Annotated in this window: 15 protein-coding genes and 2 pseudogenes; 11 read left to right on the forward strand and 6 right to left on the reverse strand. The window is 67.5% G+C overall.

Annotated elements, in window-relative coordinates; translation table 11 throughout:
* Window positions 1-501: 501 nt before the first annotated feature.
* Window positions 502-1,749: an AAA family ATPase gene (locus MJ783_RS08765; RefSeq protein WP_239309878.1), complete on the forward strand. Its 1,248-nt coding sequence runs from the start codon at window positions 502-504 to the stop codon at window positions 1,747-1,749.
* Window positions 1,746-2,207 carry a hypothetical protein gene (locus MJ783_RS08770; protein WP_239309879.1) on the forward strand — a complete coding sequence of 154 codons (462 nt, stop codon included), beginning with the start codon at window positions 1,746-1,748 and terminating at the stop codon, window positions 2,205-2,207. The genes MJ783_RS08765 and MJ783_RS08770 overlap by 4 nt, the downstream gene beginning before the upstream one ends.
* Before the next feature lie 442 nt (window positions 2,208-2,649).
* Here MJ783_RS08770 and MJ783_RS08775 read toward each other — a convergent pair whose 3' ends face one another.
* Complete coding sequence (locus MJ783_RS08775; RefSeq protein WP_239309880.1) at window positions 2,650-3,942, reverse strand: type II toxin-antitoxin system HipA family toxin; 1,293 nt, start codon at window positions 3,940-3,942, stop codon at window positions 2,650-2,652.
* The gene (locus MJ783_RS08780; RefSeq protein ID WP_239309881.1) at window positions 3,942-4,211 is read right to left on the reverse strand and encodes a helix-turn-helix domain-containing protein; all 270 of its coding nucleotides are present in this window, start codon (window positions 4,209-4,211) and stop codon (window positions 3,942-3,944) included. The genes MJ783_RS08775 and MJ783_RS08780 overlap by 1 nt, the downstream gene beginning before the upstream one ends.
* Window positions 4,212-4,599: 388 nt before the next feature.
* Between MJ783_RS08780 and MJ783_RS08785 the strand changes: the two genes are divergently transcribed.
* Both MJ783_RS08785 and MJ783_RS08790 read left to right on the forward strand, forming a co-directional pair.
* Window positions 4,600-4,857, forward strand: coding sequence for a type II toxin-antitoxin system Phd/YefM family antitoxin (locus tag MJ783_RS08785; protein ID WP_239309882.1), 258 nt, complete (start codon window positions 4,600-4,602; stop codon window positions 4,855-4,857).
* Window positions 4,854-5,114, forward strand: a complete 261-nt coding sequence (locus MJ783_RS08790) for a Txe/YoeB family addiction module toxin (RefSeq protein ID WP_239309883.1) — start codon at window positions 4,854-4,856, stop codon at window positions 5,112-5,114. The genes MJ783_RS08785 and MJ783_RS08790 overlap by 4 nt, the downstream gene beginning before the upstream one ends.
* Window positions 5,115-5,191: 77 nt before the next feature.
* Here MJ783_RS08790 and MJ783_RS08795 read toward each other — a convergent pair whose 3' ends face one another.
* The gene (locus MJ783_RS08795) at window positions 5,192-6,760 is read right to left on the reverse strand and encodes an FAD-dependent monooxygenase (RefSeq protein ID WP_239309884.1); all 1,569 of its coding nucleotides are present in this window, start codon (window positions 6,758-6,760) and stop codon (window positions 5,192-5,194) included.
* Between the two features lie 1,337 nt (window positions 6,761-8,097).
* Here MJ783_RS08795 and MJ783_RS08800 point away from each other — a divergent pair.
* From MJ783_RS08800 to MJ783_RS23615, 4 genes and pseudogenes are all read left to right on the forward strand, one after another.
* Window positions 8,098-9,663, forward strand: coding sequence for a CmcI family methyltransferase (locus tag MJ783_RS08800; protein WP_239309885.1), 1,566 nt, complete (start codon window positions 8,098-8,100; stop codon window positions 9,661-9,663).
* An 80-nt stretch (window positions 9,664-9,743) separates the two neighbouring features.
* Window positions 9,744-10,265 carry a methyltransferase domain-containing protein gene (locus MJ783_RS08805; protein WP_239309886.1) on the forward strand — a complete coding sequence of 174 codons (522 nt, stop codon included), beginning with the start codon at window positions 9,744-9,746 and terminating at the stop codon, window positions 10,263-10,265.
* 1,025 nt (window positions 10,266-11,290) lie between these two features.
* Entirely contained in the window at window positions 11,291-12,937 is a 1,647-nt protein-coding gene (locus tag MJ783_RS08810) for a fibronectin type III domain-containing protein (protein ID WP_239309887.1), read from the forward strand.
* Window positions 12,938-13,216: 279 nt separating this feature from the next.
* Window positions 13,217-13,429, forward strand: a pseudogene (locus MJ783_RS23615) (transposase family protein); the annotation flags it as partial.
* Window positions 13,430-13,516: 87 nt separating this feature from the next.
* On the opposite strand, the gene MJ783_RS08815 reads toward MJ783_RS23615, so the two are convergent.
* The 3 genes and pseudogenes from MJ783_RS08815 to MJ783_RS23620 all read right to left on the reverse strand — a co-directional run bounded on the left by MJ783_RS08815 (window position 13,517) and on the right by MJ783_RS23620 (window position 15,456).
* The gene (locus MJ783_RS08815; protein WP_239309888.1) at window positions 13,517-13,930 is read right to left on the reverse strand and encodes a type II toxin-antitoxin system VapC family toxin; all 414 of its coding nucleotides are present in this window, start codon (window positions 13,928-13,930) and stop codon (window positions 13,517-13,519) included.
* Complete coding sequence (locus tag MJ783_RS08820) at window positions 13,927-14,295, reverse strand: type II toxin-antitoxin system Phd/YefM family antitoxin (RefSeq protein WP_239309889.1); 369 nt, start codon at window positions 14,293-14,295, stop codon at window positions 13,927-13,929. Before MJ783_RS08820 ends, MJ783_RS08815 begins: the two co-directional genes overlap by 4 nt.
* Window positions 14,296-14,726: 431 nt before the next feature.
* Window positions 14,727-15,456: pseudogene (locus MJ783_RS23620) on the reverse strand (ATP-binding protein).
* A 453-nt stretch (window positions 15,457-15,909) separates the two neighbouring features.
* Here MJ783_RS23620 and MJ783_RS08830 point away from each other — a divergent pair.
* From MJ783_RS08830 to MJ783_RS08840, 3 genes are read left to right on the forward strand one after another with little or no spacing between them, the layout of a single operon-like run.
* On the forward strand, window positions 15,910-17,457 hold the full coding sequence (locus MJ783_RS08830; RefSeq protein ID WP_239309890.1) for a DUF2397 family protein: 1,548 nt from the start codon (window positions 15,910-15,912) through the stop codon (window positions 17,455-17,457).
* Window positions 17,454-18,734, forward strand: a complete 1,281-nt coding sequence (locus MJ783_RS08835; protein WP_239309891.1) for a DUF2398 family protein — start codon at window positions 17,454-17,456, stop codon at window positions 18,732-18,734. Before MJ783_RS08830 ends, MJ783_RS08835 begins: the two co-directional genes overlap by 4 nt.
* Entirely contained in the window at window positions 18,731-23,704 is a 4,974-nt protein-coding gene (locus MJ783_RS08840) for an SbcC/MukB-like Walker B domain-containing protein (RefSeq protein WP_239309892.1), read from the forward strand. Before MJ783_RS08835 ends, MJ783_RS08840 begins: the two co-directional genes overlap by 4 nt.
* Window positions 23,705-23,804 lie beyond the last annotated feature (100 nt).

Genomic DNA, 23,804 nt, shown 5'->3' on the forward strand with positions numbered 1-23,804 from the left:
TGCGGGTTTGCAAGATCCTTCCAGAACCTCCCGACGAGGGCTGTGGATAAACTGATCCAAAAGATTGATCGTTTACATTTGTGCAGGTCACAGCGTTATCGATCTTTGCCAGAACCTCCCCGTTTTGTCGGCGTGTCGGAGGTTCTGGATGTCGATCACGATGCGACCGCTTGACAGCCGCGCCCATTGGCACCTCGGAGCCTCGCCGGGCATGCATCGCCATCACCTCGCCATCCTCCTCGCCCGCCGGATGCCGATAAGCGCAGGCACGGCCCCTGGGGTGACAGGCGATGACGCACCCACCACGACTCCGGATCGACGAGCATGGAGTCGCTGTCCCCGTCTGGCCTGCCGGGCCGACCTGAACGGGATCACACACCCCCGGTCCCGGCCAGCCATCGGGCTGCCCTTGACGCGATGAGCGTAGGGCACGGCGTCGCTGGGATAGCGTGTGCGCTGATCTCGAATGGGATGCGTGAATTGGATGCGTGAGGAGGCGGAGTGGCGACGGCGGTCAGTGCGCGGCTCACGCCCTTCCTGCACCGCGCGCGTATCCAGGGCTTCCGGTCGATCGTGGATACCGAGATCAGGTTCGGTCCGCTGACTGTGCTGCTGGGCCTGAACGGCGCAGGGAAGAGCAACGTGATCGATGCGTTGCGGTTCGTGCAGGACGTGGTGAGGACTTCGCCCGCGCAGGCAATAGAGGATCGGCAAGGCCTGTCCACGGTCCTGCACCGAGGCTCATGGCCGGCGGGCCGGGTGCGGATCGAGCTGGAGCTTGGCATCTCCCCGCGTCCCGGCCAGGCACGAGGTGACGCCCTGTCCCTACCGCTGGAACCCATGACAGCGATCTATGGATTCGAGCTCCGGCTCGATGAGGCCACCGACCTGGGGACGCACATCGAGCGCGAGTGGTGCCAGTTCACCGGCGCCGAGGCTGCGGGCGGCTTCGCTGCCGAGGAGGGCCGGGTCGTCACCGGTCCGGCGCAGCTGATGGGTCCGGTCGCGGACCCGACGACGCTGGTCCTGCCGACAGCCGCGCGCCTTCCGCCGCTCGCAATGGTCTACTCGGCGTTGCGGGGTATGGCGTTCCATGCGCTGAGCCCCTCGACAATGCGCCTCGTCGGGCAGCGGAGTAAGCGCTCTGTGCTTGGGCCGTCGGGCGAACAGCTCCCCCAAGTACTTGATGCGCTCGCGACCCAATTTCCTCATGCACGACGCAGGATCGACGACTACCTCGCGGCGATTCTGCCCGGCGCACTCGGCATCGAGACGTTCGCCCTCGACGAGTTCCACACCGTTCGGCTGCGGATGGCGGAGCCCTCGGCTGACGGCGGCGTCGAGGTGTTCCCCGCCCAGTCGATGTCCGACGGCACACTCGCGGCTACCGGCCTACTCGCCTCGCTGTTCCAGACCGGCACCTGGATGGGCACGATCCCCCTGGTCGTCGTGGAGGATCCGGAGCTCGGCCTTCATGCCGGTGCTGTCGGTGCGCTGTTCAGCGCATTGGCCGAGGCCTCCGAGCATGTCCAGGTCGTCGTCGCGACCCAGAGCGCCGACCTTCTCGACCAGAAGAACTTCCCCCTCGACGCAGCGCGGATCGTTGAGCTGCGAAACGGTACGACGGTTGTCACCGAGGTGGATGACCGCATCCGCGAGATCGTTCGACGTGACCTTGGGACACTCGGCGAACTCCAGCGGTCAAACCAGCTCACCCCTTGGCCCGAGCCGCCGGACACGGCGTGGTGAACCAAGCCGTGGAACCGGCTCCGATCATCGCGCTCGTCGTCGAAGGCACGGGTGAGATCAGCGCCGTGCCGCTGCTGCTTCGCCGACTCGCGCACGACATGTTCGGCTGTTGGTCAGCCCGCTTCCTCAGACCCAGCCGGTATGGCCGTGGTCAGCTGACCACCACCGGAGGAATCGAGAGGATCATCGAGCGGACCGTCGTGCTCAACCCCGATGCGACAGGCGTCCTGGTGATGCTGGACGCCGATGACGACTGCCCAGCGGCCTTGGCGCCTCGCCTCCTCGACCGCGCACGCCGGGCGCGTCCGGACCGGCGTCTCAGCGTCGTCCTGCGGACGCCACGCGGGCCGCATCCGACGATCGGCCAGTGCCGGGCGAGGTTCCCGACGCAGGTCGACGATCACCTGGCTGCGGAGACAAGACCCGCCAGCGCGATCGTTTCATTACGCACAGGCTAAGAATATGCACCAGCAACGACCGACGCCCAATTTCGGCGGAGGCCCTGCGCGGACGGCTGCGGGTCGGCGCGTATGGCCCGCAGTATGGTCAGCCATCTGCGCAGCGATACCACCCATCAGAGGTTGCGAAATCTCTGGGCGGTGCAGAGGGAGACTGGAGATGGGCGGGTTCACGGCACCGCAGCGCGAGCTGGCCGATTTCCTTCGCCTCGACGACGACCTCCTTGCGGTCGCGGCCAAGGCAAGCAGCCCACCGCTCGGCGAAGCCACAGACAGTCCCGCACGCTTGGCAGCCTGGATCGCAAAGCTGTCCACCGCGCGGAAGGACCGGCTGCTACAGCGTGTGGTCAACGACGACGCCGTCGCCGTGCGGATGGATGCGCCTCTGCTGGCGGGCTCCGCGTGTCGAGGCGTGACCGGTAAGCCGGACACGCCGGCGGCGTCAGCGTCCCATCGGATCGTCGAGGCGTTCCGCCAGCTGGCGGGTGTGCCGGGCGATGCGGTCGATCGAACGCGTTCGTACCTCCTCGGCCTCGGACGTACCGACCTCTGTGAGCGCGTCGGAGAACGCGTCCGGGAAGCGCCCAGCCATCTCCCTGGCGGTCTGGCGGTACTGCTCGGCAGGGATGCCGAGGACGGCCGCCGCGCGGTCCCAGTGCCTGCCGAGCACCTGTCCGAACTTCCGCCGGCCGCCGATCCCGACCGCGACCTCGCGCAGGCCCGGGTCGGCGTCGTAGGGGAGGCTGGTGGCGAGATCGTAGAGCGGGGCAACCTTGATCTCGTTGGGGAGCAGCAGGAGAGACACGTTTTTCGCGTGGCCATCGGGCGCGCCGGTGACGTAGTTGATGGCGGCGAAGCCGCCGAGCGCGGCCAAACCGGCGGCGGCGTGGCCGCGTGAGTTCTGCTCGACGATCCGGGCGAGGTCGGTGAGTCCGGGGCCGCCGTGCGCTTCGTACTTCTTCGACGGGAGCCGTCCGCTGGCGGAGCAGAAGTCCTCCTGATGGAGGCGCAGAACGGCACCGTCGTCGAGGATGACGCGGTCGTAGCGCTCGATGACGATCGCCGGCTCGCCGTCGCCGAAACGGGTGAACTCGGTGTGGGCGACGTCGAGCCCGAGCGCGCTGGCCGCGCGCATCGTGGCGTGCTCGACGAGGGACTGGTGGTGGAGGCGCCCGATACCGGGCTTGATGATGTGGGTTGTCGCCGCGGAGCCGTGTGCCTCGTGCCAGCCAGCGGGCAGCTTCGCGAGCGCGAACTTCGACTGCTGGCCGGGCAGCGACCAGTGCTCGTGGGGCAGGCTCCAGGAGGCCGTGTCCCCGGTGCGCAGTGCGCTGAGCCGCTGCGCGATGTCCTGGTCACTGACAGGCCGCGTTTCCTGGGCACGGGAGAGCATCTCGTCGACCGCGTCGGGTTCGCAGAACTGCACCGCACCGGGGCAGTCCCAGCCCATCTGGGCGAGGATCGCCAGCGTGTCATCGGGCTCGACGCCCAGCGCGGCCCCCCAACGCTGCCGCGTCCGGGGGTCTTCAGGCAGCACGCCCTCGAGGTAGGCGCGGACGCTCCTACCTCGGTAGGTCGTTCCGCTCAGTGGCATCCGCACGCCCAGCGGAGTACTGGGCCTGGTCGCGAGGTAGGCCGGCTCGTAGGTGAACTCAGGCTCGGCGGTGGAGCTGCGCTGTGCGACCCGGCCAACCGCGACGCCGTAGAGGACCACCAGCAAGCTGCGTGCCGCCATCAGCGCCTCGCCCGTGTCGCGAGGGCGGCAAGGACCGCGGCCTCGGCCTCGGTGACCGTACGTTCGGCCAGGTCCAGGCTCAGGCCCAGGGCGCTGAGCACCCGGAAGAGGGGCTCGACGCTCGCTGTCGGATGGCCGGTCTCGAAGCGGGTCAGCCAGGCGCGGGAGACCCCTGCCTGGGCGGCAAGATCCTCCTGTGACAGGCCTCGCCTCTTGCGGGCCTCGCGTACCTCCGCGCCGAGCTGACGGGCGTTGGTGATGTTGGCCATGGCGGCATCCTGTCGACGCTCATAGGCGGTCCGATTTGCCTTCGTTCGTAGACAATACAGGTTGCCTTCGTTCGTAGGCAATTCACGATGTCCACGAACGTGGACGGGTAACGCTGACGGTCACTTGCGTCCCGCGTCGATGAGCAGGTGTCAACAACATCGGGAACGGTCTAGGCTGGGTGTAGAGCCAGGACCGGGACACGTCGGCGTGACGGGCGACGGCGTCGAAGGTCACCGGGGTGCCGGTGGCGCCGAGATGGCGCAGCGCGGTGAGGGCTTGTCAGCGGGTCCGTTCGGCGCGACGGCGGGCGGTGGCGAGGTGCCCTTGGCCCCCAGTGTTGTACCGTATTTGGTACAACACTGGCCTGGTGGTGGATCGGGAGACGGCATGGTAGCGGCGATCAGTGCCAGCGAGGCGCGTAAGACCCTGTTTCCGCTGATCGAGCAGGTCAATGCCGATCACACCCCCGTCGAGATCGTCTCGAAGCGTGGGAATGCTGTCCTCGTGAGCAAGGAGGACTGGGACTCGATCGTCGAGACCAACTACCTGTTGCGCACTCCTGTCAACGCCAGGCGGCTGATGGAGAGCGTAGAACAGTGGCACTCGGGTGAAGCTGTCGAGCGGCCGCTGAGTCCTGACGAGTGAAGCTGACCTGGACCGACCATGCCTGGGATGACTACCTTTACTGGCAGAACCAGGATCGCAAGACGCTCAAGCGGATCAACGCGTTGATCGCAGACATCAAACGCGATCCCGAGGGGCCGGGGATCGGTAAGCCCGAGCTGTTGCGCAACAACCTGGCCGGGCTACGGTCGCGCCGGATCGACGACGAACATCGACTGGTCTACGCAATTGAGCCCAGCCAGATCACCATCATCTCCTGTCGCTACCACTACCAGTAGCCGTCGTGGCCGCGGAGCTGAATGGCAGGCCTCGTGAGACCTTGGGCTGGCGCAAGCCGGTAGAAGTGTTCAACGATCTACTGGAAAGGCATGTGTCGCCTTGACCGCTTGATTCCGCCCGGCTGCGGGTCCGGGGATCGCATGTTCGTGACCATGGCGGGTGATCCGAACCAGCGGGTGAGCGCGTCGTCCAGCCCAAGGCTGGTGCCATCGCCTACCCAGGCGGCGTGGCCGTCGGGGCGGATCAGCACCGCGCTGGGGGCGGTGACCGTTCCGAGCACGGGAAGCTCCCACGCACCGTCGTAGGTTGCGTCGGTGAGCCGCACTCGATCGGCCCACGGTGTGATGTCGATGCTGCCGCGGTCGCCGAAGTTGATCAATGTCGGCCTGCCGGCATGGAGCAGCGCGTAGGTCCGCAGCGGCCCGGTCGCGGTGATGAGGTCGAAGTCGGGCATGCGGCGTCCGAGCAGCGGGTGGTCATCGCCGAGGTCGTATCGCACGTCGAGGCCGTGGATGAGCGCGGCGACGCGTACGCGCGCCGCATTGATGGTGAGCAGGTCAGCGGTGATGTCGCGCAGCGCGCATACCCGTTCGTCCTGCCGCTGTGTGGCACTCTGCGCCATCGTGTGCCGCAGCGCGCAGGCGTCTGCGGGGTGCCGCTCGGTGTGGTACGTGTCGAGCAGCGAGTCGGGTGACACGCCTTTGACCACCTGAGCGAGCTTCCATCCGAGGTTCACCGCGTCCTGGACTCCGAGGCCGATGCCCTGCCCCCCGGCGGGCGAGTGGATATGCGCGGCGTCGCCCGCGAGCAGCACACGCCGGTCGCGGTACGCCGCGGCTTGCCGGGTCGCGTCGGTGAAGCGCGAGAGCCAGGTCGGGTTGTGGACGCCAAAATCGGTGTGGTAGACGTGGGTGAGCGCCGCGCGGAGGTCGTCGAGCGTGGGTTTGGTGGCGGGGCCGACGCGCTCCTCGGTCACCATGACCCGTACCGGCCCTTCGTCGGCGTAGACCACCTCGCCGTCGCGGATCTCGTAGTCCACCCTGCCCAGGCCATGGACGCCGACAGCATCGAGACGAGTGCCCCATTCCGGTTCCTCGCTCAGCCGCACCTCGGCGATCAGGTGGCTGCGCGTCGCGTCCCAGCCCTCGAACGCGATGCCGGCCGCCCGGCGGATCACACTGCGTCCCCCGTCCGCGCCGACGAGGTAGGCGGCGCGGATCGTCTCGCCGGAGGCGAGGCGGACCTCGACGCAGCCCTCGTCCTGCACGAACCCGATGACCTCACGACCGCGATGGATGAGCACGCCGAGTTCGTCCAGCCAGCCTGCCATGATCCGCTCAATGTGGTTCTGCCACAGCCCCAGTCCGTACGGATGCCGGGTGGGGAAATCGCTGATGTCCAGCACCATGGCGCCGAACCGCGCTGTCTGCGCGACCTGTCCCTCGTCCAGAAAGCGGCCGGCGATGCCACGCTGGTCGAGGATCTCGATCGTGCGGGAGTGGAACCCGCCCGCACGCGAGCCGGCGAGCTCTGGCGTCGGGCGCCGCTCGACAATCGCAACGTCTACACCCGCCAGCGCCAGTTCCCCGGCCAGCATCATCCCCGTCGGCCCACCGCCGACGATTACCACCGCGTACTCCCGCACGTCGCTACCCCTCGCCTGTCGTTCTGACAATGGGGAGCGATTCTGCGGCACCACCGGGGCCTTGCCGCAAGACCCCCGATGCGCTATAGCTTGAAAGTGGCGGGGGAGCCTGACCTGCCTACCTTGAAGGCCGCCTCGCCGACAGCTCGTGGCTGGAGCCGTATGGCCCGCCTGATACCAACATCGACGGCCGCAGCGTCCCGCCGGCCACTGAGCCCGTCAAACCGGCCCCACGGGCAGCCGACAGGCCCTCCCTGGCAACCCGAACCTGGTGAGCCAGTTCTGCTCGACGTCGCCGGACCAGATTTTACCCAAAGTAGTCAAATTAGGGTCGCCGGGTGAGAACCATCTTTCCGTACGAACCAGGAGACAAGCCCGCCTATCTGATCGTTTAGGTGGCCCCCGAGTGTTCCGACCGATCAGTCAATCTATTTGACCAGACTAGAGGTCAACTACGTAGCGTGGCGGGCCGCCAGGGGCCCGAAGCCTGAACCCAGAGATTAAAAAGAACCTTGGCATACCTGCCAGAACATGCCGGCCCGTACCAGGGAATGTCCAAACATGCAGGCCATGGCGATGTCAGATGCCTGCGGGACCGGGCACTGCCGGTCGGGTTCACAACGCCCGCACCCGCACCGAGCCCGCGGCACCCATTGCTTTTTGGATCACATATGTCACCCACAGTATTCGACAACTTGCTTGGATTCAGATGGTACATGTTTGGTACGGTTACGTCAGAGTAGCACCGGCCAGACCTTTCACATGCAGATCATCGTCGGCCGGGTGAACTCTCGGCGGACAGCCGCATCCTGTGTCGATCGTGCATGGACGGCGTAAAGCGCTGCGCGAAGGAGGACGGGGGTCTGGGTGAAGATTCCGCTAACCGGCGGCGCTGGGTTCATCGGCGGACATGTAGTAAGAGCGACCGGCAATAGGGGCGCGGCGTCGCGGGGCTGGGGCACGCACCTCGCCGCGTTGTCGTCGGTCGACACCCAACGCCAGGGTGGCTCCCTCCGCCGCCTCGCGATGCACGCACCCCAGTCCCGCTCCTTGATCCACACCCCTATTGCCGGGCGCTCTAAGCCACTTAGCGGCCGTGGGGGCGGTCACCGCGGCCATCGACGATCTATCCACCGGTACCGAACCGAATCCGCGCAACACCATCGACCGAGCATCGAACGTCCAAGAGCTCTTCGTCCCGGACGTGACCGAACGGAATCCAGGACATCGTCGAGCGAACGCACCCGAGCAGCGGCCTTACCCCCTCCTCTGTCGTCACACCAGAGGGCTGTTGACCGCGGATGATCCACCGGCTTCCGAAAAGGAGACACGCCTCGATGACACGATCCGCTCCGGAGATGGACAACGGCAGGGCCTGGGTTACCATGGTGACCAATGACGGATACGTCGACGGTGTCGTCGTACTCGCGTACTCCCTTCTCACAGTCAACTCACGGCATCGCCTTCTCGTCATGCTGACGCCAACCGTCAGCGTCGAGGCCAGACGCCGGATAGCCGCACTCGACAACTGCCACACCGCCGAGATCGAACCCATCCTTCCCGCGCCCGTCAAGCTCATCGACTACGCGTTCCCGTACCTCGTCGATTCGTGGACCAAGCTGGCCATGTGGAACTTCGAGGAGTACGACCGGCTGGTCTGGCTGGATGCCGACATGCTGGTGCTGCGCAACATGGACGAGCTCTTCGACGTCCCGATAGACACGGGGACCATCGCCGCGGCCCCCCAGTGCCTGTGCAACGCTCTGCACTTCGACAACTTCCCGGCCTACTTCCGAGTCGAGCACTGTCCGTATCACGGCGGGTCCCAGCAGCTGCGGCGGTTTAACGCCGGACTGCTCGTCGCCGCGCCATCCACGGCCATGTACAAGGAGCTGACGGGGGCGATCCACAAGCGTGAGATCGACCAGATGCACTTTGCTGAGCAGGACCTGCTGAACGAGTACTTCGCCGACGGCTGGCACGCTCTGGACTACGTGTACAACGCGACGAAGGGAATCAGCAGGGCGCACCCCGAGCTCTGGAACCTGGACGCCATCAAGAACCTCCACTACGTGGGGCAGAAGCCATGGAACTGCGACATGGCGAAGGCGCGCGCGAACGACGACCCGATGTACCGGATCAACAAGGTCTGGTGGGATGTGCGCGAGGAGGCGTTCACTCGCCTCTCCGGAGGCTCCGCAGCCAAGGTCGACGATACGACTCGGCGGGCGATGGAGAAATACGCGCGGCAGCCCCCGCCACCGCCGCTGTATCTGGAGGAGGCCTTGGATGTCCCGCTGCGCCAGGTCCTGCCGAGGCTGCAGCAGCGCTTCCTCACGCAAACCAGCTACTTCGGCGTTCCGGCCTGGAAGAACCCCCTCGACCTGTGGGTCTACCAGGAGCTGTTGTACGAGCAGGCTCCCGACGTCATCATCGAGATCGGCAACCGGTTCGGCGGCAGCACGCTGGCCTTGGCCCATCTGTGTGACCTGATGGACAACGGGCGCGTCATCGCCGTCGACCTCTCCCACGAGTCGGTGCCGCGGCGGGTACGCGAGCATCCGCGCATCACCTGGGTCGAAGGCGACGCATGTGAGTTGTTCGACCAGGTCGAGAGTCTGCTTGACCCACAGGCCCGGGTTGTCGTCATCGAGGACAGCGCGCACACCTACGACAACACCCTCACCGTGCTGCGGCTGTACGGCCAACTGGTCAAGCCGGGAGGCTCCTTCGTCGTGGAGGACGGAATCCTCGGACACGGCCTGGACATGGGGCCCCGGCCGGGGCCGTACGAGGCAGTCGAGACGTTCGTGGCCGAACACCCCGATTTCGTGATCGAGCGTGAGCGGGAGAGTCTGTTGCTCACCTGGTGCCCAAAAGGTTTCCTTCGTCGCATCCGGTAGGAGTCATGGCAGAGCAGCCCCAGACAACCCAACTGGTTCGCCAGCCGCCCGACGCCGACCGCCAATGGTGTCGCATCGTCATGAACCAGACAACGCGCCAGTGGATCGGTGCGCTCGACACCGGCCGGCTGTCGGTCCTGGAGATCGCCGGCACGATCTGGGAAGACGCGTTTGCGTTCCGCTCCTATCGAGCGGTCTTCTACAGCGACTACGACGTCTGTGCGGGGACCCTCGACGAGACGTTCGATCTGGTGATCGCGGAACAGGTCTTCGAACACGTGCTGTGGCCCTACCGCGCCGGACGCAACATCCATCAGATGGTGAACCCCGGCGGATACGTCCTGATCACCACGCCCTTCCTGATCCGTATCCATGACCAGCCGGTGGACTGCTCGCGCTGGACCGAACTCGGACTTAAACATCTGCTCGCGGAATGCGGGTTCCCCTTGGACACCATCCGCACCGGATCGTGGGGCAACCGGGCCTGTGTCATCGCGAACTTCACCGAGTGGGCACAATACGCGCCCGAGCAGCACTCACTCGACAACGAGCCGGACTTCCCATTGGTGGTATGGGCCCTAGCGCAGAAGGAAGCGACATGAACGTCGAGTTCAGTGTCATCGACCGCCTGGACCACCACTCTGCCTCGGCACGGTCATCGTCGGTCGTGTCCGGCGAGAACAGGCGGTTGCTCTTGATGGCGTGGCCGAGCGGCGGTCTCCAGCGGGGTGGTCTCAACCGGTCAGGGCATCATCCTGGCGTCCGTATCGTGCCGGAACCCCGTGGATCCCGGCACGATACGGACGGTGCGCTGACTCTCTGGGATCAGGATCGATGTCGTCGCCGCAACGACGCGACCTTCGCGGGAATGAGAATGGAGGACGCGACCGCCACGGTGGGTCCGTACAAGTTCCCGCCGATCGACGAGTCGGGACGTGCCGATGACACGAGGTTGCAACCCGAGTGGTACGGCTTGGGTATGCATTAAGAGCGCGTTTGAGATCGTCATTCCGGCTCGCCGTGCCCAGGCGCCCCCTGGCTGCGTTGTCAGCCAAACCGATACAACTCATCCGGTATCGCTTCGGCCTCCCGCCTTGCCAGGGGGCGCCTGGACGCGGCTCACTGATCGAAAGCCCGATCTCAAACACGCTCTAAGAGCCGTACCGGCCATATCGCCTTCATCGGCTTCGTGAACGGCGGGTTCATCGTCAACCCGTCACACCGCCCGGCCGGAGCCCTGGAGCACACACGGACACACGGACCACAGACACATGCCTCGTCGGGCTGGAGCGAAGCCCCGTTAGCAATAGCAGTGTAGGTACCGTGTCACGAGCCTGAAGTGAAATGTCACCGCCCGGTCTCCAACCCTACATCGCATAGCGGTTATGCGTTGATGGCTTGATTTCGCCGGTGCCTTGCGACCTCGCCGGACATGGGTAGATATTCCTTTGCCACGGGTGGCAGATCGCACGTTTCGGCCGGCCCGCGCTGATGTGGGACCAGTCCCTCGCTGCCAATGATCAATCGTGTGGTGGGCGCGTCGAACGGGGTTTCCGCGGGCAGGCAGATAGCTTTGGCTGGCGTCGGTGCTCATCCGAAGTTCCCCGGACCTCCGAAGGGAAATGTAGTGTCGAATTCGCAAGGTCTCGTGTTCGCGTCGGCGGAATGGGTTCCGGGCGGAGGTGAGTGGTGGGCCAACTTCACGGTCGTCGTGTCCAACTACTCCACCGAGGACTTGGTAGACCCGGAGATTTCCTTTACGTTCGCCGAGGGCCGGATCATCCGCAACAACTATGGTCTCGTGTTCGAGGAAAGCGACCGCCCGGTCGAGGCTGTCACGGGCCGGTTCGTCGCCGAACGGAAGATCATTCTGGCCCAGAGCTCCCAGGAGTTCACCGTTGCGATGCAGAACGGCGGGCCCGGCGCGGGCACGGACCCCGGGCTGCTGCCGAACGGCTTCACGGTCAACGGTCAGGACGCGAACCCGCCGGTCGACAACGACCCGCCCACCGTGCCGGAGAAACTGCGTGCCACCGGCTGGGCCCCGCACAGCCTGCAGCTGACCTGGGACCCGTCCACCGACAACGTCGCGGTCGCCTCCTACGTGATCGAATACGGCACGCCCGGCGGGGAGACCCACACGTGGCCGACCAGAACCCCCGGCGCCACGGTCTCCCGGCTGAACTCGCTGACCGAGTACCGCCTGCGGGTCCGCGCGATCGATGTGTCGGGCAACCGCTCGGACCTGTCCGAGGAGATCTCCGCGACGACGACCGCGCCGCTACCTGACCCGGGCGACTGGGACGCACGACGCGCACCCTTCGTCGACTACACCGCCTGGCCGAACCCGAAAATCGCCGAATACGGCTCCCTGTCCGGCGTTGACGCGTTTTTCACCGGCTTCTTGGTAGCCCAGCCAAGCGGCGACAAGAAAGTCTACTGGGGTGGATACCCGAGCCTCGGTGAGGCCACCACCAGTGATTTCGGCAAGGAGGACATGAACGCCTTCGCCGCCCACGGCGGAAAGGTCATCCTCTCGTTCGGTGGCGCGTCGAACGTTCCCCTCGAGGACGTGGAGACCGATGTCTCCCGCATTGCGGCGACCTACCGGGCGATCCTCGCCAACTACGGCGCCACCTACCTCGACTTCGACTTCGAAGGCGGATTCATCCACAACCAGCCGGGCCTGGAGCGGCATGTCGCAGCCATCTCCCAGGTGCTCGCCGCCCAGCCTGGCCTGAAGATCTCCTATACCCTGCCGGTCGACGGCGCCCCGGGCAGCCTGGTCGGCTTCAACGACGGCGGGGTCCGGCTGCTGCAGCTACTCGCGGACGCCGGCATCCAACCATCCCTGATCAACGGCATGCTGATGGAGTTCGGCCAGACCTCCCCGCCAGACGCCTACGAATGCTGCGTGATCGCGCTCAACGGGATGTTCACGCAGATCGCCGCGGCCTGGCCGGGTTGGGACGAGCAGAAGGTCTGGCGTCGCATCGGCGCCTGCCCCATGTTCGGCCGGCACATCAACGGCAAGATCTTCACATTGGACCACATGCGTCGTCTCGTCGACTTCGCCCGGACGAACAATCTCGGCTGTCTCTCCGGCTGGGACGCCAGCCGCGACTACAACCAGGGCCGCCTGCCCGAGTGCGCCGATTTCAGCGGCTCGGACCTGGCTAAATGCACCTACGTCGAGCAGAACTCGTTCGACTTCAGTAAGATTATCGCCACCTACCAGCCGGAGCACATCCCGGCAGTTTCGCAACGACGGTAGGCCCGGCCTCCGGAACCGACGGGTGGCCTTGCCGCAGCCGGCCGTCGGTTCCGGCAGCACGACCGCCGCTCCCCGTTCCATCGGCCCAAGATCCTGTCGCTTCTCCAAGCCCTGAGCTTGACGGTGTGCCGGCTGCGCCGCAATGCCACCTACCAGGACCTTCACGGAGATTTCGAGATCGGCAGGACTACAGCCTGGGACTATGACCAGCCCATGGTCAAATTCCTCGCCCACGCGTTCGGCTACCCTGACGAGGGCGATCAAGAAGAGTTCCTGGCGATGCTCCTGGAAGGCACGGTTTGCTTGATCGACGGAACGCTGGTACCGACGTTGAGCTGGAGGCACCGCAGGGATTTGCTGCCCGGCAAGCACCGTCGCCACGGCGTTGACATCCGACTCTTCGTCGATCTGCCCGGCCGGTTGATCTGTGCTAGCCTCGCGTTCCCGGGCAGCTGGCACGACATGCATTGTTTTCGCGAGGCTGGCTGGGTCGACATGATTGCCCATGCCGGCGGGGGCCGGGGAATAGGAAACCTGGGCGGCCGGCGAGCCGAATCAGTGAGCCACCGCGGATCCGGGTCAGCCGGTGAAGGGGTTAAAAACCCGGACATCAGTATACTCGAAATCCTTGGTGTTACGGGTGACCACTGTCCAGCCGTGGACCCCCGCCGTAGCCGCGATCAGTGCGTCGATCGTGGGGACCGGGTGGACTCTACGCTGCCTTCCCCACTGCCGGGTGATCGGGGTGGTAACCGGGACGATCCGCTCGCCGAATTCCTGGATGACATCGCTCAGCCAGTCCTCGACGATGGCCGCCTGCCGATGGTCACCTCGTTGGAACAGGTGCGTGATTCCCTGCTCGATTTCTCCTATGGTCAGCGTGGACAGGTACATGTGGCCCGACGGGGTCAGGGAGATCCATTCTGTGACGCCGGGGTCGCGCCTGCGTTTCCTGGTCTCGGACAGGACATTGGTGTCCAGTAGGTAGCTCATATATCATCACCGAGGTCGACTTCTCCCGGAAAGTCATTTTTCCGCTCAGCTTCGACCCCTTCCAGGACGGCGATGACGTCGTCGTCGAAATACGGGGGGCCGATGAGGAGCTCGGTGAGATTTTTCGCCGGCCACGTCAACCTTCGGTACTCATCGACGTCGATGATGACGGCGATCTCTTCGCCATGCCGTGTGATTGTCTGTGGTCCGTCGACCTGCACGGCACGGAGTACCTCGCTCAGGCGTTGCTTTGCTTCCTGAACCTGCCAGTTCATGGCGGCCTCCAGCTCCACACGACAGATAGTCTGTCTAGACAGCACCGAGTCTATCCCCGTTGTGAGCGGGGATACGACGCTCGTGCTCACCAGCCCGTCCAGCCCTGGTCACCGTCCAGCGCGCCCGACCCACGTGGGTTGCGGTTGCCGTTGCTGGGGGCGGTGCCGGTGCCGGATGCGACGAGGTGCCTCCCTGCCCGGCGTTCGCGGCGACAATCGCCTGCTGGATGCCGGCGCCTGTCACAGACGTTTCCGCCACCGTGGTCGACCGAGGCTGGGCACGCTCCGGTTCTCGGTCAGTCACCCTGACCCGCGGGGGTGCCACGGCATACGTATTCGGAAGTCGCGTGTCAATGGCCATTTCGTTCTCCCCGTAGGCGGCCTGCGGTTCTCCCCACTGGCGGCCAGGGAAATCTCCCCAACGGCGGCCAGATAGCTCCCCGCCGTAGGTGAGGTGTCGATCAGATCAACGCCTTCGCCCCCTTCCCGGAGGTGGCCTGGGCGAGCCAGAAGCTGTCACCCTAGGTCACGACGATGTGGGCGTGGTGCAGCAGCCGGTTGACGGTGGCGGTAGCCAGGGTCTTGGGCATCATCTCGTCGGACCCGGACGGATGCAGGTTGCCGCTGACCGCCAGTGCCCGGCGCTCGTAGGCGGCATCGACGAGCCGGTAGAAGCCCTTGGCAGCGTCCGGTGAGACCGGCAGCAGATCGATGTCATCCACGATGATCAGATCGGTGCGTAGTAGCCGGGTCATCACCCGGGTGATCGAGTCGTCGACCCGGTGGCGGCGGACCAGCACTCCGAGGTCTTCGATGGTGAACCAGGCCACCGTCATCCCGGCCTCGACGGCGGCCTGCCCGAGCGCTTCACAGAAGTGGCTCTTGCCGGTCCCCGACGGGCCGCAGATGCAGAGATTTTCCTTGCGCGCCAGCCACCCAGCGTTTTCAGTGCGTCCTGGGTGGAGTGTGGGATGGAAGAGGCGGTCTCGTCCCAGTCACCGAAGGTCTTCCCGCGGGGAACGCGGCGCGTTTGCGGCGGGTCCGCAGGTTGGCCGCGTCCCGGCCGGCGGCCTCTTCCGCGAGCAGGACACGCACGACCTCGGCCGGGTCCCAGCGCTGGGCCTTGGCGGTGGGGACCAGGTCGGTCAGGGCGCGCCGCAGGTGCGGTAACTTGAGCCGGCGGGTCAGCTCGATCGCCTCGGCCAGCGGGTCGCCGGCCGAGCCCGAGACGGTGCGCAGCCCGGTGGCCATCACGCCTCATCCGCTTCGATGTCGCTGGCGCGGTCGGTGTCGGCGCCCTGTGGGGGTTTGCCGTCGTTGTCGCCGCAGGCGTCGAGGTAGGGCGGTCTCCAGCGGTCAGTGCACCGCCCGGCTCGTGAGCAGGCCCGGGTCGGGTCTGGCCGGAACGGACCGGGCGCGTGAGCAGGTCCTGCTCCACCGGGCCAGGGCGAGGGATGTGCTGCATTGGCAGCAGCACCGGCGGCCCATCTCCGCCGAGACACTACGCAAGCGTCTGTGTGCTGGCGCTCCCGCAGCTCGGCGGTTGGTCACGCGGCTGCGCAGCGAGATCCACAACCAACTCGGCGACGCGCGCCGACACACCCCTGGGCTCTGGTGCTGGCTCGGAGTCTCGGACAGCGGGAGAAGTGTCGGTGGCTTCAGCGAAGATGGCGTGGCAGGCGATCGTCATCAGGAGGTAGCCGAATGCCGAACCCGCCGCGGCTGTGGTGGCAGGACATCGATCCCGTCGTGTGGCGATGTTTCGGCCAGGCCGAGGACTTGGCGCGGGAACGCAACACGGCAGCGTTGGCGGCTCTGGAAGAGTTAGCGACGCGTGCTCCGATGTCGACGCTGGCCGATATCGGGGTGCAGATGCGAGAGGTCGGTTTCCGCGATCACGTCAGTGAGGTAGACCTGCGTGCGGTGCTCGACTATCTGACCGGCGCGCATCTGGTCGAGCCCTTCCGGGACTACGCGGCGCTGAACGCGGGCCTCGACGCTGTGGTCCGTCGCCAGGAGGCGTGGGCGTTGACCAAGATTGGCCGCGCGGTCGTGGCTGCCGTCCGCACGGCGGTCGTCGATTCGCGGCGGGCGCTGCAGCTACCGAGCCGGCTGCTCGACAGCGTTGAACGCACCGTCCGGGATTTAATCGAGCATCTTTCGTCCGATGCGGGGCTGCTGCCGACCGATCTGGACGACGTTCGGACGCGGCTGGACGAGATGCAGCGGGTCACCGCCGATTTCTACGCCGCGTTGGCCCAGATGGTGCAGTCGGACGTGACCGATGACCTGTTGTTCGGGGAGAACCGCGATCGGGTCATCGAGGCGCTGCGACAGTTTCCCCGCGAGTATGGGCGGGCTCTTCGTCGCGTTGAGGCAGCTCTGGCCGACCTGGGGGCTGCCGGGCACCGGCCGCTTGTCGAGACGGCTGCCCTGCATGCCGGTCTTCTCGACGTCCGAGACCAGCAGGATTGGATCGACGAGCGCGTACGCCGGCTGTCTGACCTGGCCGCGTGGTTCGCCCCCTCGGGGTCGGTGCAGCGGCTGATCTCGTCGGCGGCTGGTGCTGTGCACACTCTGTTGGTGGCCATCGACCGGCGCTACACGGCGTTGCGGCGTGGCTCGGATCTGGCTGCCGACTTCCGGGAGCTCGCCTACAGCCTGTACGCGCAGCCCGATGATGATGCGGCTCGCCGGGTCTATGCTGCCGCGTTCGGTCACTGGCCCGCCGTGCATGCTGTCGTCGGTACGGCCGAGGAGGACATCGCCCACGCCGCTACGGCGGCCGGTGGAGCCAGTCGGCATCAGGTGGATGTAGTCCTTCGTGAGCATGAGCGCGTCGGCCGTGCCAGCGGCCGTCCGCGCAAGGTTCCCGATGCCGGTGCCGCCCGGGCCGCCGCGTTGGAGAAGGCCGCCGCCACGGCGGCGAACCGGCGGCGGTTCACCACTCTGCTGGCCACCGACGGCGAGGTGTCGATGAGCCATTTCGCCGGCCTGGAGACCCCGGCGTTGGTGATTCTGCTCGGCGCGGTCGAGGCTGCCCGCAACATGATCAACTCTGCCACGGGCTACGGCGAGGCGCACGCCGAGGGAGCCAGCGTCATCGTCCGCGTTCGGCTCGGCCGCCCTGGCACCCATCTGCCGGTCTGCTTCCCGGAAGGCATCCTGGTGGCTCCGGATCTGCTGATCACCGTTACTCCGAGCGAGGCCGCGCAGCGCCGGCCGCCTGCCGTGACGGAGGGTGCGGCATGAACCAGCGGCTTCTCGACCCTGACTTGGCCGAGGCGGCCCGTCACCTGATGCTGGCCTGTCGCATCGCCGCGGTCGACGACCCGGTCCGTTACCGCACGGTGCTGCGCGGCCGCCGCGAGCTGACCGAGTTCTTCCGGACGGAGCTGGGCTGGAGCCTGCACGTCCACGACGTTGGCGGGGTGGTGCGCCTGCACAAGCGCCGCGACGACGTGCCCGGCGACCGGGGGCCACGGCTGCAACGTCGCAGCGGCCGGGGAGAGCTGGCGCCCACGCAGGTGCTGGTGCTGGCCGCGTTGGTATGCGAGCAGTTGTGGAGGCGCCCGCGGATCAGCCTGCGCGAGCTGCTGCAGTCGGTGGCGCAGGTGTGCGCCGCGGATGCGGCCACGGGCCGGCTGCCGGCGTTCCGGATCGTGGCCGCCGACGGCGTGAGCAAGCGGGAGGCGCAGGCTGCGCGGGAGAACATCGTCGACGCGATCAAGCTGTTGCAGGCTGACGGGGAGATCAGCGTCGACGCCGACCTGGACCGGGCGGTGACCGATGAGAACGCGGAGGTGTTCATCACCGCGGACCGGGACAGCCTCGCCAATAAGTTCGCCTCGCTGTCGCCGACGCTGTTGTCGCTCGGCAGCCGGCCCCCAGAGCACCATGTCGCCACGCTGACGGCGGTGTCCTTGCCGGACGCCGAGCCGGACGCCGTCGAGCAGCGGCGCACCAGCGTGGAGGGGCGCCGGCTGACTGCGCTGCGGCGCGTGGTCGACGATCCGGCGGCCGACCCGCAGGACGACCCGAACCCGGTCGGCTATCTGGCCACCTCGACCGGCCGGGAACGAGCGCTGAACGTCGCTGTGTCTCTTGGGCTGGTCGCGACGGTGCGCCGCGACTGGTGGGAGATCACCGATCCGGCCGGAACAGCCTCCGACGTCGACTTCCCCCAGGGACGCAAGACCGAACGGCAGGCCGCCCTGGCGTTGCTGTCGCGCCTGCCGCAGCACGGCGAGCCTGAGGTGAGCAGCGACGAGATCACGGCACTGTTCGAGGAGATCCGGCAGGAGATGCCCCGGTGGGCGGCCGGTTACGCGGAACGGCTGCCCGCGCTGGCCCGGGCCGCCGCCGCGGAGCTCGTCTCCGCCGGTCTGCTCCAGGCCACCGGCGACCGGGACCGCTGGCAGATCACACCGGGCGTGCACCTGTGGCGGGTACGGGCACGCCACGGCCAGCCCGGTCGCGCACGCCCGAACCGGGCGGACGCCGGCACGGGCGCCGGTGAGGACAAGTGAGCGTCATCGCGCACGACAGCCGACGGCCACCCGGCAGGCACGGCGCCGGCGGCTCACTCTCCGAATGGGATCATGATCCGGTCGCTACCGACCGGTGGCAGCCGACCAGGGCCGGCGCGGTCAACTCCTGGGCGTGGACCGACGAGACGCTGATGTTCGCCGACGGGTGGCTCGCGTTGGCGGGGCCAAACGGATCCGGCAAGTCCCTGACCGCGTCGATGCTGGTCACCGTGCTGCTTGACGGCGAGGTTTCGCAGAAGGCGCTGTCGGTGTCGGGTGAGGCTGTCGGGACACTCATCGACCGGCACACCGACCGCAACGCGAAGGAAGACCGGACCGGGGCATGGTGGCTGGAGTACGGCCGCCGCGACAGCGACACCGGTGACGTCCGCTACCTGACCACCGGACTGTGGCTGCGATCGCAGAGCAGCGCGCTGCAGAAGGCGTTCTTCATCACGCCGGGGCGCGTCGGCACCGACCTGCTGCTCGCGCGGCAGCGGGAGCCGGTGCCGATCGAAGCGCTCGCCGAACAGCTGGCCGCGGCCGGTGGCCAGCTGTTCATCTCACACGACCGCCTCGCCGCGAAGGCTCGCGACTTCGTGCACGTCGCCGAGGAGAATCAGTATCGCGACACGGTCCGCACCACCCTGTTCTCGCCGCTGGACTCGGTGCAGTTCGATGCCCTGGTCGGGGTGCTGCGCAGCCTGCGTAGCGTCCGCACTGCAGAGGCCATCTCGCCCAACCAGATGCGTGCGGTGCTGACCGAGGCGCTGCCGGCCCTGGATCCCAGAGCGTTGCAGTTCATCGCGGAAACCATGGAACGCATCGCCGGTCTCGAGGGGCAGCTCAAGCGGGCACGCGCCGAGATCCGGCAGCTGGAACAGTCGGAACAGCAGTACCAGCGCTACATCGACGCGGTCATCGCGGAGGAGGCCGCGCGCCTCGCGCACGCCCAGACGGTCTTTGACGATCACGCACGCGAGGCCCGCACCGCCGAACAGCAGCTGGCCGAGGCGCAGGCGCAGGCCGACCAGGTCCAGGAGCGGCGCGAGGAGCTGCGCAGCGAAATCGCAGGCCTCCGCGGCCGGCTTCAGGCCGCCGAGGACGCACTGCGTGACCACGCCGGAGCCGAGCTGCCCCACCTGGAGGAACGACTCGGTGATCAACGCAGGCGGGTTTCCGACCTCGAACAGGAATGTGACGAGCTGGAGGAGGAGTCGCGGAACGCCGGGCACCAGGCGGAGGAGTCCGCCGCGCAGGCCCGCAGCGGCCAGCACCACCTGACCGGAATCGGGTCCCAGCTCCGGATCACAGCAGCCGAGGTCGGTGCACAGGCATTCGTTGATCGTCTCGGTGACGTCACCCATCAGGTCACAGCCGTCGAGGACCTCGGCCAGGCATCGCCAGACATGGACATCGCCCGGGTCGCGGAAACCCCGCGAGGGTGGATCGAGGCCCGCGTCGCGCGCCTTACCGGCATCGACGCGGCCCTCCACGCACACGAGCTGGCCCAGGGCGAACAACGGACCGAAGCGACATATCTTCGTCGTGCCGAGGACACCTGGGACCGGCTCGCCGACCTCGCCGACCTCGCCGCCACCGAACGCGCCGCAGCCGAAGCGAACTTCCTCGACCAGTTGCGGCGGTGGGATGACGACCGCTCGCAGCTTCCGGCGGTTCCGACAGATCTGACGGCCGACGCCGAGGACCGGATCGACCCCGACCGGCTGGTCGCCTGGCTGCACCAAGCGGTCACCGCCACTCGTGACCGCGTCGCCCTAGCGGCCCGGCAGCAGGACGTCGCCCACGGCACCCGCACCGTGAACGACGCCGACGGCGCGGCTCGCCGGGCCACGAAAGCCCGCGAGGACGCCGACCAGTCGGCCAGGCAGGCACAACATGACCTGGAGAGCGCGCAGGAGCGGGCGAGACTCGATCATGCGGTCGCCGACGAGCGGGCCCAGCAGGCACACGCCGACCACGACCAGTCCGCCGACGCGGCCCGCGAGATCACGGCGTCGGCCGGACGGGCCCTTGCGGACGGCCAGGCTGCCGCCGCGCAGGCCGCGGCGCGGTGGGCTCGCCAGGTCGCCGCCTGGCGAGACGGCCTCGTGCACCTCGACGGCAGCGCCGTGCCGCTGCCGGGCGCCCCGGAGACGATCGACCTGAGGCAGCCGTTCGTCGACCTGGAGCGGGCGCATGCCGTGGCGGTCAGCGAGCTGCAGCTCCAGATCTCCGACGCGAGACGTGCCATCGCCATCGAGGGGGACCGGGTCGCCGAGATCAGGGGTGAGCTCGACGACGCTCGCCGGCAGCTACCCGTCCCGCCGGCGCCGCCGTGGAGGTCACCACGTGCCCCCGACCGGGGCGTGCCGTTGTGGGCGACCGTCGCCTTCGCCGACAACATCAGCGCCGAGCGGGCCGATCTCATCGAGGGTGCCCTGCTGACCGCCGGGATTCTCGACGCGCTCATCACCGGCGACGGTCTCGTCGGCGACGGCGAGCTGGTACTTGCCGGCGATGGTCCCGCCGCCGGGCATAGCCTCGCTGACATTCTCGTCCCCGAAGCCGATGCGGGAGTCGACCCGCGGCTGGTCGCATGGCTGCTCGGCGCGATCGCGATCGACCTGGCCGGCAGCAACCTCCACATCGGGCGGTTGCGGACCGGCGCCGTGATCGCCACCGCACCCTGCAGCTACCGGGCCACGTTCATTGGCCGCACCACCCGCGAGCGTGCCCGGCTCGCCCTCGTCGCCGATCTCGAGCTGCGGCTTGCCAGCGCGCGGGACGCCCTCGACACCGCACGGCGGCACCTCGAGGGGCTCGAGTCGGCTGTGCTGGCGGCAGGGCAAGAGAGGGACGACTTCCCGCCGGCGGGATCGGTCACCGAAGCGCGTGATCAGGTCAACCAACTGCAGCTGGGCCTCGCCGCAGCCCGTCAGCAGACCACCGAGGCGCTGGCCGCCGCTGCGGCCCGCCTCACGACAGTGCTCGCCGAGATCGCGTCCGCCCACCAGGCCATCGAGCTGGCGGTCGAGCACGCTCGCCGACAGACAGAGGAGAGCGCGAGCGAACTGCGGCGAACCTGGCAGGTGGAGGAGGCGGCCAACGACGCCCGCACCGCCGCACGGGAGGCCCTGGCCGAAGCCACCGAAAGGCGGGACCAGGCACAGGCGGCTCACCTTCAGTGCGCCGCCGAGGAGCAACGGTTCCCGGATCTCGGGGAGCTGCGGCGCACAGCCCGCGAGGAGGACGCCGCGGAACGGGACGCGGCCGCCGCACGCGCCCAGGTCAATGAGCACCGACGCCGCCACCAGCAGGCCAGCGAACGCGTCCGGCAGACACTGCAGGGCGTGCATACCTCGGCGACCCTGTCCGACGGTGCGGTCCTGCCGACCGACCGGGACGGCCTGCGCCAGCACCGCGACCTTGTCTCCGCGCTCCTACAGCAGGTCGGCGCCTGGCAGAGCGCGGCGCAGCGGACGCTGGACCTGCTCGCGGCGGCCGGCCGTGACCACCGGGCGGCGGGAAAGGCCGCCACGCGACTCCAGAAGGCCGCCACCAGCGTGGGCCAGGCCAGGCTCGAAGCGGACCAACTCGCCGCACGAGTGGAGCAGACCCGAGCCCTGTACGGGGCGGAATACACCCAGCTACGCGAGACGAAAGACACCCTCGCCGGCGAGCTGGCCGACCGTCAGGCCAAGGACGAACAGATGGCCGGCGCATTCCGGCGGCACGACAACGCCGCCGTCGCCGCCAGGACGACCCTTGACGGCCTCGCGCCGCGCAGACAGGAGGCCGATCAGCACCGCACTATGTGTTTCGATCGCATGTGCCTGCTGGTCGCCCACGAATTCGCGACGGTACCAGACACCCTCACCCGCGACGAGCGCCACCAGCCGGCGAACCTAACCGCCGCCCTCTCCTGGGCCCGTCAGTTGCTCGCCGACAAGCCAGCCACCAGCGCCCGCCTGGACGGCCTGAAGAGCACTCGGGAACGGGCGCAGAAGCAACTCGAGACCACCATGCGCACGGTCAACCAGGCGCTCGCCGAGTTCGACCAGCAACTCGACAGCGCCATCCTCGACGGCACCGAATGGCGGCGCATCACCCTGGCCGCGCCCAACGCCGCCGTCGGCGAAGATCTACGACAGGCCGCGGAAACGTTGCGGGCCACCGCCGAAGGGCTCGAACAAGACCTGCGCCACGACATCAAAGCCACCCTCAAGACGTCCATGTTCACGCAGCTGCGCCGCGACATCCAGACCCGCCGCGAGGCGGCTCGAGACCTCGTCCGGCACATCCGGGCCACCCTCGAAAATGTCCGCACCGGCGTGGCGAAGGTCGGTGTCCAGGTCGACTGGAAGGTCCGCGACGACGACAACTCCCAGCAGATGGTCGCATTGCTCGCCGCGCCACCTTCCGATGAAGTCTTCGACCAGATGTACGAGATCCTCCGGGAGCGGATGGAAGACGCCGGCGAGGAGTCCTGGACCGACCGGGTCGCGCACACCTTCGACTACCGCTCCTGGCATCAGTGGGAGATCGGTGTCACGCACAGCAGCTTCGGCACTGACCAGTTCAAGACGGTCAACGCCCGGTCAAACCCGCTCAAGGGCCTGTCCACGGGCGAGTCCCGGCTCGCCACGATGCTGCCGCTGCTGGCCGCCGCATGGTCGATGTACTCGGGCCACGCCTACCAAGGGCCACGTCTGCTGTCCATCGACGAGATCGACGCCGCCTTCGACGAAGCCAACCTGCGCCAGATCCTCGCCCTGCTACGGACCTGGAAGTTCGACATCCTCGCAACCACACCCACGATCGCCCCACTGATCAAACGCGAAGCACAGCAGGTTGTCGTCCACGAAGTCGTCACCGACGGCCGGCACCGCATCACGGTGCCCTGGCTGTGGCAAGGCAGCGGTGAGCCGACACCCCTGCTGCTCCCGACACCCGCTGACGGTGACTAACCGATGGCCGCCGACCTCGCCTACCTCGCGGACGACACCGACCTGCGACCCATCTGGGACGCCGTGCACGCACGCCTCTGCGCCGGCGCCAGCCCGGAGG

The organism is Protofrankia sp. Cj3, assembly GCF_917627355.1.
Classification (GTDB): Bacteria; Actinomycetota; Actinomycetes; order Frankiales; family Frankiaceae; genus Protofrankia.